Genomic DNA, 13,393 nt, shown 5'->3' with positions numbered 1-13,393 from the left:
AATTGTTATTTTATTGATCCGGCAACAACTTTTTCTCTTTTTCCTTTCCCTGTATTGGGCTATCTTTAACCTGACACGCTCAGGTGTAAGGAGAAGCCGTTATGGTTAAGTATCAAAATATACTCGTTGCCATCGACCCTCAGCAGGATGACCAGCCCGCACTGCGCCGTGCGGTGTACCTCAATCAGCGAATTGGCGGAAAAATCAAAGCATTCCTGCCGATTTATGATTTCTCCTATGAAATGACCACCCTACTCTCGCCGGATGAGCGCACCAATATGCGCAAAGGTGTAATTAGCCAGCGTACCGAATGGATCCGCGAACAGGCCAATGCATACTTAGAAGCGGGAGTGGATATTGATATCAAAGTCGTCTGGCATAATCGGCCTTTTGAAGCCATTATCCAGGAAGTGTTAACAGGCGGACACGATCTGGTCTTGAAAATGGCGCATCAGCATGATCGGCTCGAAGCGGTGATTTTCACGCCAACTGATTGGCATCTGTTACGGAAATGCCCTTGCCCGGTGTGGATGGTCAAAGATCAACCCTGGCCGGAAGGCGGTAAAGCCGTCGTTGCGGTTAACCTCGCCAGCGAAGAACCTCACCATGATTCTCTCAATCAAAAATTGATAAAAGAAACCATCGAACTCGCGGATATGGTGAACCATACAGAAGTTCATCTGGTGGGTGCCTATCCTGTTACGCCGATTAATATTGCCATAGAGTTACCTGATTTTGATCCCAGCATCTATAACGATGCTATCCGGGGCCAACACCTGGTAGCAATGAAAGCGCTGCGGCAAAAATTCAGTATGGACGAGAAGTTTACCCATGTGAAAAAAGGGCTACCTGAAGAAGTGATTCCTGAGCTTGCTGAGCACCTTGATGCCGGTATTGTGGTGCTGGGCACCATCGGTCGCACCGGAATTTCAGCAGCATTTTTAGGAAATACCGCCGAGCAGGTTATCGATCATTTGCGATGTGACCTGTTAGTCATCAAACCTGACGGGTTTGAAACCCAGGTTGAGTTAGATGATGATGAAGACGATTGATACCAGGTTCAGAAAAGTGATGACGCAGAGTATGTGGGTATGTTGCGTTGTTATTCGACACAGTAAAAGGGCAGATCACTCTGCCCTTTATTTTATTAAAGCGCTTTCAGAATCGCTTCTACGCTTGCTTTTGCGTCACCGAACAACATCTGTGAATTATCTTTAAAGAACAAAGGATTTTGTACGCCTGCATAACCAGTGTTCATCGAGCGTTTAAACACTACCACGTTTTGCGCTTTCCAGACTTCCAGTACCGGCATGCCGGCAATAGGGCTGCGAGGGTCCTCTTGCGCAGCCGGATTAACAGTATCATTCGCACCAATAACCAATACGGTATCAGTCTCTGCGAAATCGTCGTTAATCTCATCCATTTCCAGCACCACGTCATAAGGAACGCGGGCTTCTGCCAGTAATACGTTCATATGGCCAGGCAAGCGTCCCGCGACCGGATGAATGCCAAAACGGACTTTAATACCGCGTGCACGTAACCGTTCGGTAAGGTCAGCCACCGGATATTGCGCTTGGGCAACGGCCATACCGTAGCCCGGAGTGATGATTACCGACGACGAGTTTTTCAACAGCTCTGCTGTCTCTTCTGCCGTAATTTCACGATATTCCCCAACGGCTTCCGTTTCACCGGTTGAGCTACTGTCGGTACCAAACCCACCGGCAATGACGCTGATAAACGACCGATTCATTGCCTTACACATAATATAAGAAAGAATGGCACCGGAAGAGCCCACCAGTGCACCGGTCACGATCAGCAAATCATTTCCAAGCATAAAGCCAGCAGCGGCCGCCGCCCAACCTGAGTAGGAATTCAGCATTGATACCACAACCGGCATATCAGCACCGCCGATTGACGCTACCAGATGCCAGCCAAACGCAAGCGCGATAATGGTCATGATCAGCAGGGAAAAGACCTGCATTCCCACGCTTTCCGTCCGTACAAATGTAAACAGCAATACGAAAGAAACCACCAGAGCCAGCAAATTCAGCTTATGCCGATGTGGCAACATCAGAGGACGCGAAGAAATTTTACCTCGTAGCTTACCGAAAGCGACAATAGACCCTGTAAAGGTCACCGCACCGATAAATATCCCCAGGAAAACCTCCGTCAGATGGATATTTTCCATCACCGGCATTAGGCCCGGCGCATGATCGAGATAACTGTTGAAACCAACCAGTACGGCAGCCAGACCGACAAAACTATGCAGTACCGCTACCAGCTCCGGCATTTCAGTCATTTCGACTTTCTTCGCCAAACGCACCCCAATCGCGCCACCGATCACCATCGCGACCAAAATCCAGACTACGTTACTGGTTTCCGGACCGAAGATAGTGGCAATGAGCGCGATAGCCATCCCGCTGATACCAAAGATGTTGCCCTGCTTTGAGCTCTCATGCTTTGACAGACCCGCGAGGCTGAAAATAAAAAGAATTGCGGCAACAATGTATGCTGCAGTCACTAATCCGCCAGACATTTATTACCCCTCAGTTCTTACGAAACATTTTCAGCATGCGCTGAGTCACGGTGAAACCACCGAAGATATTGATGCTGGCAATCAGCACCGCGACAAAAGCAAAAAACGTCACCCAACCACCATGGCCAATTTGTAGTACGGCACCCACCACGATAATGCCGGAAATCGCATTGGTTACCGACATCAGAGGCGTATGCAGTGCATGACTGACGTTCCACACCACGTAGTAGCCCACAACACACGAAAGTGCGAACACGGTGAAATGCGACAGGAACTCCGCGGGTGCAACATTAGCCAGACAGGCAAAAAGCACAATCGCTAATGCAATCAGAATATACTTGCGTAACGGAGAGGCGGGTTTTACCGGTTCTGGAGTGGCAAGTTTAGTTTCGGGCTGGGCTGCTTTCGGTGCTGCAGATACCTGGATTGGCGGGGCTGGCCAAGTCACTTCACCCTCGCGAATTACGGTGACACCTCGGATGACAACATCCTCAAAGTCGACGTTAATCTCGCCATTTTTCTCTTTGCACAATAGCTTCAGCAGATTAACCAGATTTGTGCCGTAGAGCTGGGAAGACTGCGTCGGCAGGCGGCTCGGTAAATCAGTGTAACCGATAATTTTCACACCGTTAGCGGTGGTAGTTACAGTATCAGCAACCGTCAATTCACAGTTACCACCGGTTTGTGCCGCCAGATCGACAATGACGCTCCCCGGCTTCATGCTTTCCACCATTTCGCGAGTGATCAGCTTTGGTGCAGGCCGCCCGGGTATTAGCGCAGTCGTGACAATAATGTCTACTTCTTGCGCTTGTGCTGCAAACAGCGCCATCTCTGCTTTAATAAAAGCATCAGACATCACTTTTGCGTAGCCATCACCGCTACCGGCTTCCTCTTCAAAATCCAGCTCGAGGAACTCGGCTCCCATACTCTGCACCTGTTCCTTCACTTCAGGACGGGTGTCAAAGGCACGAACAATGGCGCCTAAGCTGTTTGCCGCACCGATAGCCGCCAATCCTGCCACACCCGCGCCAATCACCATCACTTTTGCTGGCGGCACTTTGCCCGCTGCCGTGATTTGGCCTGTGAAGAAGCGCCCGAACTCATGAGCGGCTTCAACAATGGCACGATAGCCGGCTATGTTTGCCATCGAGCTTAGCGCATCCAGCGACTGGGCACGGGAAATACGCGGTACCGCATCCATCGACATAACCGTCACTTTGCGTTCAGCCAGTTTTTCCAACAACGTGGGATTTTGCGCCGGCCAGATAAAGCTCACCAGCGTGCTACCTTCACGGATCAGCGCTATTTCATCTTCGGTTGGGGCATTCACCTTCAGTATAATATCGGCTTGCCAGACATCCGTACTACCGGCAATGGTGGCACCAGCCTCGGTAAAGGCGGCATCATCAAAACTGGCCAGCTTACCGGCACCACTTTCTATTGCTACAGTGAAGCCGAGTTTCAGCAATTGCTCTACCGTTTTGGGGGTAGCCGCGACTCGTGCCTCATTGGACAACCGCTCTTTGGGTACTCCAATTAACATAGTATTCCCTTTTATCGATTAGCCCCGTCATACTTCAGATTGCAGACATCTTGTCACGTTGCTGCAACACTTATTATTCAGGGTATATATCCTCTGTCATTGACGCATAAGCAACGTTACTTATGCGTCAATAGCATTGGGTCAAAATAGAATGGCTTGTCATTTCATGGTTCCGGTGTTTATGCACTGGAACACGGGTGTTTCAAACTGTTTGTAACCTACTGAAAAGATATCTTCCGGTCTGCTGACAGAGACATTAGCCAGGACTTTAACGTGATAATTCACCGAACGTGCCCAGCCCTCTATTTTTTAGCTAATTTCGTCTGTTCGTTACAAATAATATGCAGGAGAAAGCAGCATCAAGGAATCAGCACTGTCTTTAAAAGACATTAATTAACAAATATTTAACGATTTCATCGATATCAATAACTTGTATAAGTGATAAGCAGATACCGCGTTAGTCGATTTTGCGTGTTATTACATTCTTCCGTGTGGTTCCGCAGACTTCCGCACGAAAATGCCATAAATAGGCTGAGACAGCAGCCATTATTACATGCAATAATCGGGCGCTAATCTGTTACACATCAAGAGTCCAGCACGTTTTCGTACTCATTTTTTGCGTAAGGCGAAGGATTAATTTTTATGAAGCTGAAGAATACCATTCTGGCGTCAGCCCTGCTGTCTCTCACTACATTATCCGCACATGCGGCGCAGGAACTGTCTCCCGAAAAAGCCGCCACGTTAAAACCATTTGAGCGCATTGATATCAATGGCCGCTTTAACGCGATTAACGATGCCAGCGCTGCTGTTTCTAAGCGCGCCGATGAAATGGGTGCCGCCTCTTACTATATTCAGGGTATCAACGACAATAACGGCAATGGTGGAAACTGGCGCGTCACGGCAGATCTTTACCATGCCGATGCACCTGCTGCTGAAAAAGCCGCGGAATATCGCCAGTTTTACGGCGTGAAAGAACTGCCAAAAGGTGAAGCATTTTTGCTGGAACCTTACGATACCGTTTCAATTAGCGGTTTCTATAGCAGTCAGCCAGATGTCAATGAGGCGATTGCCAAAGCAGCTAAACAAAAAGGTGCGGATGCCTTCTTTATCGTGCGCCAAATTGATGCCAACAGCGGTGGCAACCAGTACATCACCGCATACATCTATAAAGCCGATGCACCGAAGCGCAAGGTTCAAAGCCCGAACGCCATTCCAGCCGATTCAGAAGCCGGTAAAGCTGCACTGGCAGAAGGTGGCGCAGCGGCGAAAAACGTTGAGATCCCGGGCGTTGCCTCATCTGAGTCACCAAGCCGTGCGGTAGGTCGTTTCTATGAAACACAATCCTCCTCCGGTCAGCGCTATACCATAAAAATGAAAGACGGCAGTTCCATTCAGGAAGTGAATAATATCACTGCGGCGCAGATGCAGCCGTTTGACTCGATTACCTTTACTGGCCACTTCAGCACACCTACCGAGATTTCTGAAGAAGTGGCTCGCCGCGCTTCAGGTAAGGGAGCGAAGTACTATCACGTAACCCGCCAGTGGCAGAACCAAAGCGGGGGTAACCTCACCGTCTCCGCCGATTTGTTCAAATAAATATTAATAAGGGCAGTGAATCACTGCCCTTATCTTTTTGCATATTCAGTCATTGCACTCGCTTCCTGCTCTCCGTAAAATCCGCAGCCTGTTCCCGCGTTTTCGGTCATTGAATCCGATATTTTCTGTATAACATTCGATCGTTAGCGCTTTTACCCGTTATTTATCCTCTGAATAACAGCATTGCAGAGCCGCGGTAAACCTGTAAATTTCGGTAACGTCGGAAATTATGGGACGGAGATGGGTAGCCGCAACCTGCATATGATGGGGATTTATGCCAGTCAGGAATTATTCTTGGATAAAAAATTAGGACTCACGGCTCTTACCGCACTGGTTCTGAGTTCCATGCTGGGAGCCGGTGTGTTTAGCCTGCCACAAAATATGGCTGCCGTCGCAAGCCCCGCAGCATTGATCGTTGGCTGGTTCATCACCGGCATCGGGATTATTTTTTTGGCACTGGCGTTACTGCTGCTAACACGGCTGAAACCCGAGCTTGATGGTGGCATCTTCACCTATGCGCGTGCAGGCTTCGGTGACCTTGTTGGCTTCTGTTCCGCATGGGGATACTGGTTATGTGCCGTTATCGCTAACGTTTCCTACCTTGTTATCGTTTTCTCGGCTTTGAGCTTCTTCACGGACTCGGCGGATCGAGTGATTTTTGGCGCGGGGAATACCTGGCAGGCTATTGTCGGTGCCTCTTTATTACTATGGCTGGTGCACGGTCTGGTATTACGTGGCGTACAAACTGCGGCGAGTATTAATCTGGTGGCAACTCTTGGCAAGCTGCTACCGCTTGGTCTCTTTATTCTGCTCGCCATCGCTGCCTTTAATATCGATCGTTTTACGCTGGACTTTACCGGATTCGCTTTGGATAAGCCGGTTTGGCAGCAGGTCAAAGAAACCATGCTGATTACCCTCTGGGTATTCATCGGTGTTGAGGGTGCGGTGGTCGTTTCGGCACGTGCACGTAATAAACGGGATGTTGGACATGCCACGCTGCTGGCCGTGACGGCAGCCCTGTGTATTTATCTGCTGGTCACATTGCTATCGCTGGGGGTCATACCGCGTGCCGAGCTAGCCGGGATGCGTAATCCCTCTATGGCAGGGTTGATGACACAGCTTATCGGCTACTGGGGCAACCTTATCATCGTAGTTGGACTCATTGTTTCCGTATGCGGAGCCTATTTGAGCTGGACGATTATGGCAGCGGAAGTTCCATTTCTTGCGGCTCAGCACGGCGCGTTTCCTCGCATACTCAGCCAACAAAATGCACGCAGCGCACCGTCAGCCTCATTGTGGTTAACCAATGGCAGCGTGCAAATCTGCCTGATACTTATCTGGCTCACACATTCCGATTACAATACGCTACTGACCATTGCATCTGAAATGATTCTGGTGCCCTATTTCCTGGTTGGTGCTTATTTATATAAAGTGGCAAGGCCACTGAATAAGCCGTTGATCACTACCGTTGCGCTCGGCGCCAGTATTTATGGTATATGGCTATTATATGCGTCAGGACCATTACATCTGCTGCTGTCAGTGGTGCTGTATGCGCCGGGAATATTGCTGTTTCTCTATGCTCGTCGAGGTGGTCGCGCCGCACAATCGTTGAGCATGCTGGAACGCAGCGCGATCGTTGCGCTGGTAGCAGGTGCTTTGCCTGCAATGTGGGTGTTACTGAAATAACGCAATGTCCTGAGGCAGCACCGCACTGCCTCATTTACCCTAATGCGGGAAGCCAGGAAACTGAATATTCAACCGTTCTCCCTGTTGGGATAGCGCGACTGGTTTCCGATATTCGTGTTTAATCAAGTCAAGTTGCTGACCAGATAAAGGATAAGGCAAGATAATATCCAGCTGCGAAATGTGCTGCTGGTCGGCAAGCGTGATAAGTCGGGCAATATTGATCTCATCACTGACCTGCGTTGAAATGATTTGCAAGGCTAACTCTTTAAGCTGATCCGCCACGGGACGCTGTCGATTGGATGGCGTTCGTGTAACCATGCCGAATATAGGCAGGACACCATAGATGGCATCAACAAAACGCCAGCGTTTTTTGCAAGAAGCAGAGAGAAAATCAATATAATTTAAGCAGATGCGATCGCCGTATCCGGCTAACACCCGTTGCTTTTCAGACACCCGCGCTCTCCTCCTGACGGCATAAGTTATCTACCCATCATCTTTCAAGCTGCCATTTTGTTGGCTGCGTCCGCATGCCCCGGTCACACATTCATACCAACAACCCTGCAAATATAATGGCATATTATAGGCTTCATATACTATACATCTTGAGTTATTTAGCACCTGTAGATAGTGGTTCAATTCAGGAAAGGATATGCTGCTGATCTCTGCAGCTATGTGCACGACACTATGAATAAAATTGTATTTGTTGAAGATGACCAGGATGTAGGCGAACTTATCGCAGCTTATCTGGGACGTCATGGAATTGATGTCATTGTTGAAGGACGCGGCGACCGTGCGGAAACGCTTATCGCCGAAGTGAAACCCGATTTAGTCATCCTGGATATTATGTTACCCGGCAAGGATGGGATGACTTTATGTCGTGATCTGCGGGCAAACTGGCCCGGCCCTATCGTACTGTTGACCTCACTGGATAGCGACATGAACCATATTCTGTCACTGGAGATGGGGGCTAATGATTATATTCTGAAAACCACTCCCCCGGCGGTGCTACTGGCGCGATTGCGGCTTCATCTCCGCCAGGCCAGCGTTAACGGTAACAATGAAGAAATTGCGCCCTCGCTTGCTGGTCCTAAGGCGCTGCGCTTTGGCTCACTGTTTATCGATCCGATGAATCGTCAGGTGGCATTGTTTGATGAGAATATCGCCCTCTCCACCGCAGATTTCGATCTGCTCTGGGAACTGGCGACGCATGCCGGGAAAACGTTAAACCGTGATGCACTGTTAAAAACATTGCGTGGCGTAAGTTATGACGGTCTTGACCGCAGTATCGATGTCGCAATTTCACGCCTGCGTAAAAAGCTACATGACAGTGCGATAGAACCCTACCGTATTAAAACTATCCGTAACAAGGGTTATCTGTTTGCGCCTCATGCCTGGGAAAATGATTCAGAATGAGAAAGCTTTTTATTCAATTCTACCTGCTGTTATTCATCTGCTTCCTGGTCATGACAATGCTCGTCGGGCTGGTCTACAAATTTACCGCCGAGCGAGCGGGCCGCCAGTCGATGGACGATCTGATGAAAAGCTCGCTCTATCTGATGCGCAGTGAACTGCGAGAAATCCCCCCGCGCAACTGGAATAAAACCATCAATAATCTTGACCTTAATCTGTCGTTTAAACTGCATATCGAGCCATTAAGTAAATATAAACTTGATGCCGGTAGCATGAGGCGTTTACGCGCTGGTGAAATTGTTGCGCTCGACAATGAATACACGTTTCTACAGCATATCCCACGTAGCCATTATGTTCTGGCCGTGGGGCCCATCCCTTATCTTTTTTACCTGCACGAAATGCGCATTCTGGATATTGCGCTACTGGCATTTATCGGGATGTCGCTGGCATTGCCGGTCTTTATCTGGATGCGGCCGCACTGGAAGGATATGCTGAAGCTGGAAGCAGCAGCACAACGCTTCGGGCAGGGCCATCTGGATGAACGGGCCAATTTTGACAGTGCATCCAGCCTTATTCGCCTTGGGGTGGCGTTTAACCAAATGGCTGACAATATTAATACGCTGGTGGCCAGTAAAAAAATGCTGATCGACGGGATTGCACATGAATTACGGACGCCTCTGGTCCGGCTTCGCTACCGTCTGGAGATGAGTGACAATTTAAGCGAGGCTGAGTCCAGTGCATTAAACCGTGATATCGGCCAGCTTGAATCGCTGATTGAGGAGTTGCTGATTTACGCGCGTCTCGACCGGCCCCGCGTCGATCTCAATTTGCAGCGACTGGATTTGGCCGTCTGGCTCAAGGAGCGGCTGGATGACATTCAGTCTGTTCACCCGGACTATCACATTATCCTGGATACGCCGCAGCGCGAGAATATGGGTATCACTGATACACGCCTCATGGAGCGCGTGTTGGATAATCTGGTAAATAACGCGCTGCGTTACGCCAGTCAGCGTCTGCGTGTGGGATTATGGTTTGACGGCGGTACCGCCTGTCTACAGGTGGAGGATGATGGGCCGGGTATCCCATTTGCAGAACGTGAACGGGTATTTGAACCTTTTGTTCGCCTCGATCCCAGTCGCGATCGTGCAACCGGTGGCTGCGGCCTGGGCCTGGCCATCGTTCATTCAATTGCCCAAGCCCTTGGAGGCTATGTGATGATCGACAGCAGCCCGTTAGGCGGAGCCAGCGTTCGCATTTGCTGGCCGGTTGATTTACCCTTGCGGGACAGCCGCATTAGCTGATTAACCTTACGATCGGGCACCGTTTAGCCCGGGACCGTTAATATGGAGACATTGCGTGACATCTGCTTATCAACATTTGACAACAACCTTTCAACGTCTGGCGCGTTTTAGTCACCTCTCCGCTATTGCCGGTTGGGATATGCAAACCATGATGCCTTCTGCGGGTAGCCGCGCACGCGGTGAGGCCCTGGCGGAACTCAGTGTTCTCCAGCATCAGATTCTGACCTCTGCCGACGTCAGCAGTTGGCTGAATGAGGCGGAGCAGGAGACGCTAAATGATGTTGAGTGCGCCAACCTCTTCGAAATGCGCCGCTCCTGGCAACAGGCATCACTGCTGCCTGCCTCACTCGTTGAGGCTAAATCAATTGCCGGATCCCGCTGTGAACATGCATGGCGTAAGCAACGTCCGGCGAATGACTGGAAAGGGTTTTCCGCTAACTTGAAAGAGGTCGTGAAACTAAGTCGCCAGGAGGCAGAAATTCGTGCTCAGGCTAACGGTTGTTCTCGTTACGATGCGCTGCTCGATATTTTTGAGCCTGGCATGACCAGCGCTAAACTGGATCGGACCTTTGGCGATTTAAAACACTGGCTGCCTGACCTGCTGCAGCGTGTTGCCGCACACCAGGCCCAGGGCCATATTGAGCGCCCTGTTGGCCCCTTCGCTGTTGAGTCCCAACGTCAGCTCGGCCTCAGCATCATGAAACAGCTGGGGTTTGATTTTAACGCGGGCCGCCTTGATGTCAGTGCTCATCCTTTCTGCGGCGGTGTTCCTGAAGATGTCAGGATTACTACGCGCTACAATAACAATGAGTTTCTTAGCGCGATGATGGGTGTTATTCACGAGACGGGGCACGCACGATATGAACAAAATTTACCGAAACAATGGTTGGGCCAACCCGTTTCACTGGCACGTTCGACGGCTATCCATGAATCCCAAAGTCTGTTTTTCGAAATGCAGTTGGCTCGTAGCGCAGATTTTTTGCAATTGATCCTACCGCAGGTGGTTGCTCAATTTGGTGCACAACCCGCGCTGAATCTGGACAATTTTATACGACTGAACCAGCAGGTAAAACCCGGGTTTATCCGTGTTGATGCGGATGAGGTAAGTTATCCTGCCCATGTCATTCTGCGTTATGAAATCGAACGAGCGCTGATTAGCGGCGATATAGAAGTTGATGACATTCCGACTATCTGGCAGGAAAAAATGCAGGATTACCTGGGGATCGATACCCGCGGAAATTACCGTGATGGCTGCATGCAGGACATCCATTGGACCGATGGTGCCTTCGGTTATTTCCCCACGTATACGCTGGGTGCAATGTATGCAGCACAGCTGTTCCAGGCCGTCAAACGCGCCCTTCCAAATATCGAAAGCCAGATCCGTGAAGGCAATTTACAGCCGATTTTCGACTGGCTGCAGCAAAACATCTGGCAGCACGGCTGTCGTTTCAGTACACAGCAATTAATTACCCATGCAACAGGTGAGGATCTCAATCCCGTATTTTTCCGCCAGCATCTTGAAAAACGTTATTTAAATCAATAGATAATTATAACTCAGGGCGGGAGAAACATCTTCCTGCCCCAGCTCCCATATCACCGTAGTACGGTACGTTGTACATTCGGTTACACGCCGATACCAATCACTCACGGAAGCCCCTCAGCGCTTTGCTTATAGTTCTTTCACCGGCCCCGCAGTGGGCTAATACATGAAGAAGCATTCGAGGGTTTTACGATGAAAAAATTAGTTACTCTGGTTGTAGCCGCTGCTATGGGTCTGTCTTCCGTTGCTTTCGCTGCTGATACTACAGCGGCACCAGTAACCACCACCGCTAGCGAAACTGCAGCATCAACACCAGCTGCAGCGCCAGCCGCTCATAAAACTAAACACCATAAAAAACACAAAAAAGCAGCAGTACAGAAAGCGCAAGCTGCGAAAAAGCACCACAAAAAAGTCGCGAAGCCAGTAGAACAAAAAGCCCAGGCGGCTAAAAAACACCATAAAAAAGTGACAAAACCCGTTGCTCAGAAAGCGCAAGCAGCTAAAAAACACCATAAAAAAGCGGTGAAGCAAGCGCCAGCTGCAAACTAATTACCGGGTACGCTCCTGAGCATGTAACTGTTAATGGCAAACACCCGGTTATTCCGGGTGTTTCTTTATCGGAGTAGCGAAAAATGGTGCGGCGCTATTTATTCGAAATCATCCTGATTGTGATGATCATCTGTGGAATCATTACCACCAGCTTCTATCTTTAAATGCCGTAGTGTGCTGATATTACGAATTAAACTCCCTTTTTTGTTCTTCAACGTCTATAGTTATGCTGCGCGCATGACAAAGACAAATCATCTCTGTCCTTCGTCCTGAGCGTAACGGTGCTCCCCGAACGAATCACTGGCTTGCGTCAGCAATGTGGGTCACCCTTGGTTTACTACAGCAGTCCAGATGAAGTTAAGAATAATTTTCACCCTTCCTGAGAGTGATATGCGCATAAAGGCTGTGTTATTAGTAGGATTGTTATCCTTCTCTTTCTATATCCATGCTGACGATGATTCGCTAAGCGAAAACGACACGCTAACGCTGTTTTTTGGTAAAGACGATCGTAAACCGGTTGATGAGGCTGCCAGCGTTCCATGGGAAGCAATCGGCCAGCTCGAGACAGAAAGCGGTAATCTTTGTAGCGCCACGCTTATCTCTGAGCATCTGGCCCTGACTGCAGGTCATTGTCTGCTGGCGCCGCCAGGACGGCTGGATAAACCCGTCGCACTCAGATTTATTGCCAATGACGGCGGCTGGCGCTATGAAATACACGATATTGAGGCACGGGTCGATCCGCAATTGGGGGGGAAACTCAAAGCCGATGGTGAGGGTTGGATCGTCCCAGCCGCTGCTGCACCTTATGATTACGCGTTGATCGTGCTGCGTAACCCGCCATCGGGTATTACACCGATCCCGCTGTTTGAGGGGTCACGCAGTGAGTTAACCGCCGCGCTAAAAGCTAGCGGACGCAAAGTGTCGCAGGCAGGCTATCCTGCAGACCATCTTGAGACGCTCTATTCGCATACCGATTGTATGGTCACCGGCTGGGCGCAGCGTAATGTGCTATCGCATCAGTGTGATACATTACCGGGAGACAGCGGTTCGCCGCTGTTATTGAAGGTCGATAATAACTGGCAGCTTATCGCCGTACAGAGCTCAGCTCCAGCGCCCAAAGATCGCTATCGCGCGGATAACCGCGCCATTGCCGTAACCGCCTTTCGCGACGGATTGAAAGCGTTAGCACTGTAATACGCTGGGGGGATGTTACTCCGCCCAGCGTTATCGCC

The 13,393-nt window shown here is 49.8% G+C and carries 12 protein-coding genes; 9 read left to right on the top strand and 3 right to left on the bottom strand.

Features of this window, described 5'->3' with window-relative positions:
• The first annotated feature begins 101 nt into the window (after window positions 1-101).
• Window positions 102-1,052 carry a universal stress protein UspE gene (uspE, locus tag J1C60_RS09015; RefSeq protein ID WP_128174523.1) on the top strand — a complete coding sequence of 317 codons (951 nt, stop codon included), beginning with the start codon at window positions 102-104 and terminating at the stop codon, window positions 1,050-1,052.
• 95 nt (window positions 1,053-1,147) lie between these two features.
• On the opposite strand, the gene pntB is transcribed toward uspE, so the two are convergent.
• Window positions 1,148-2,536: a Re/Si-specific NAD(P)(+) transhydrogenase subunit beta gene (pntB, locus tag J1C60_RS09010; protein WP_128174524.1), complete on the bottom strand. Its 1,389-nt coding sequence runs from the start codon at window positions 2,534-2,536 to the stop codon at window positions 1,148-1,150.
• 10 nt (window positions 2,537-2,546) lie between these two features.
• A complete protein-coding gene (gene pntA / locus J1C60_RS09005; protein WP_128174526.1) occupies window positions 2,547-4,079 on the bottom strand; it encodes a Re/Si-specific NAD(P)(+) transhydrogenase subunit alpha in 1,533 nt (510 codons plus the stop codon).
• A gap of 642 nt (window positions 4,080-4,721) precedes the next feature.
• Between pntA and ydgH the strand changes: the two genes are divergently transcribed.
• The gene (gene ydgH, locus J1C60_RS09000; RefSeq protein ID WP_128174528.1) at window positions 4,722-5,675 is read left to right on the top strand and encodes a DUF1471 family protein YdgH; all 954 of its coding nucleotides are present in this window, start codon (window positions 4,722-4,724) and stop codon (window positions 5,673-5,675) included.
• Between the two features lie 294 nt (window positions 5,676-5,969).
• Complete coding sequence (locus J1C60_RS08995) at window positions 5,970-7,361, top strand: amino acid permease (RefSeq protein ID WP_128174530.1); 1,392 nt, start codon at window positions 5,970-5,972, stop codon at window positions 7,359-7,361.
• A 39-nt stretch (window positions 7,362-7,400) separates the two neighbouring features.
• Here the strand turns inward: J1C60_RS08995 and J1C60_RS08990 are convergent, their stop codons facing one another.
• Window positions 7,401-7,814: a hypothetical protein gene (locus tag J1C60_RS08990; RefSeq protein WP_128174532.1), complete on the bottom strand. Its 414-nt coding sequence runs from the start codon at window positions 7,812-7,814 to the stop codon at window positions 7,401-7,403.
• A 231-nt stretch (window positions 7,815-8,045) separates the two neighbouring features.
• Here J1C60_RS08990 and rstA point away from each other — a divergent pair, with 231 nt between their 5' ends.
• From rstA to J1C60_RS08965, 6 genes are all read left to right on the top strand, one after another.
• The gene (gene rstA / locus J1C60_RS08985) at window positions 8,046-8,774 is read left to right on the top strand and encodes a two-component system response regulator RstA (protein ID WP_128174533.1); all 729 of its coding nucleotides are present in this window, start codon (window positions 8,046-8,048) and stop codon (window positions 8,772-8,774) included.
• Window positions 8,771-10,072 carry a two-component system sensor histidine kinase RstB gene (gene rstB / locus J1C60_RS08980; RefSeq protein ID WP_128174535.1) on the top strand — a complete coding sequence of 434 codons (1,302 nt, stop codon included), beginning with the start codon at window positions 8,771-8,773 and terminating at the stop codon, window positions 10,070-10,072. The genes rstA and rstB overlap by 4 nt, the downstream gene beginning before the upstream one ends.
• Window positions 10,073-10,127: 55 nt before the next feature.
• Window positions 10,128-11,615 (top strand): carboxypeptidase M32, encoded by a 1,488-nt coding sequence (locus tag J1C60_RS08975; RefSeq protein ID WP_128174537.1) that lies wholly within the window; start codon window positions 10,128-10,130, stop codon window positions 11,613-11,615.
• Between the two features lie 189 nt (window positions 11,616-11,804).
• Window positions 11,805-12,161 carry an acid resistance repetitive basic protein Asr gene (gene asr / locus J1C60_RS08970; protein ID WP_128174538.1) on the top strand — a complete coding sequence of 119 codons (357 nt, stop codon included), beginning with the start codon at window positions 11,805-11,807 and terminating at the stop codon, window positions 12,159-12,161.
• Window positions 12,162-12,244: 83 nt separating this feature from the next.
• On the top strand, window positions 12,245-12,325 hold the full coding sequence (gene ydgU, locus J1C60_RS18760) for a small membrane protein YdgU (protein WP_459565626.1): 81 nt from the start codon (window positions 12,245-12,247) through the stop codon (window positions 12,323-12,325).
• A gap of 226 nt (window positions 12,326-12,551) precedes the next feature.
• Window positions 12,552-13,355 (top strand): trypsin-like serine peptidase, encoded by an 804-nt coding sequence (locus tag J1C60_RS08965; RefSeq protein WP_128175047.1) that lies wholly within the window; start codon window positions 12,552-12,554, stop codon window positions 13,353-13,355.
• Window positions 13,356-13,393 lie beyond the last annotated feature (38 nt).

The sequence above is a fragment of the [Pantoea] beijingensis genome (genome assembly GCF_022647505.1).
Lineage (GTDB): Bacteria > Pseudomonadota > Gammaproteobacteria > Enterobacterales > Enterobacteriaceae > Erwinia > Erwinia beijingensis.
The sequence above is the reverse complement of the archived record's forward strand: the minus strand, read 5'-3'. Positions and strand labels throughout refer to the sequence as shown.

Excerpts from the sequence above, each read along its gene's own strand:
- rstB (WP_128174535.1), top strand. The coding sequence starts at position 8,771 with ATGAGAAAGCTTTTTATTCAATTCTACCTGCTGTTATTCATCTGCTTC.
- asr (WP_128174538.1), top strand. The coding sequence starts at position 11,805 with ATGAAAAAATTAGTTACTCTGGTTGTAGCCGCTGCTATGGGTCTGTCT.
- pntA (WP_128174526.1), bottom strand. The coding sequence starts at position 4,079 with ATGTTAATTGGAGTACCCAAAGAGCGGTTGTCCAATGAGGCACGAGTC.
- ydgU (WP_459565626.1), top strand. The coding sequence starts at position 12,245 with ATGGTGCGGCGCTATTTATTCGAAATCATCCTGATTGTGATGATCATC.
- pntB (WP_128174524.1), bottom strand. The coding sequence starts at position 2,536 with ATGTCTGGCGGATTAGTGACTGCAGCATACATTGTTGCCGCAATTCTT.
- uspE (WP_128174523.1), top strand. The coding sequence starts at position 102 with ATGGTTAAGTATCAAAATATACTCGTTGCCATCGACCCTCAGCAGGAT.
- J1C60_RS08965 (WP_128175047.1), top strand. The coding sequence starts at position 12,552 with ATGCGCATAAAGGCTGTGTTATTAGTAGGATTGTTATCCTTCTCTTTC.
- rstA (WP_128174533.1), top strand. The coding sequence starts at position 8,046 with ATGAATAAAATTGTATTTGTTGAAGATGACCAGGATGTAGGCGAACTT.
- ydgH (WP_128174528.1), top strand. The coding sequence starts at position 4,722 with ATGAAGCTGAAGAATACCATTCTGGCGTCAGCCCTGCTGTCTCTCACT.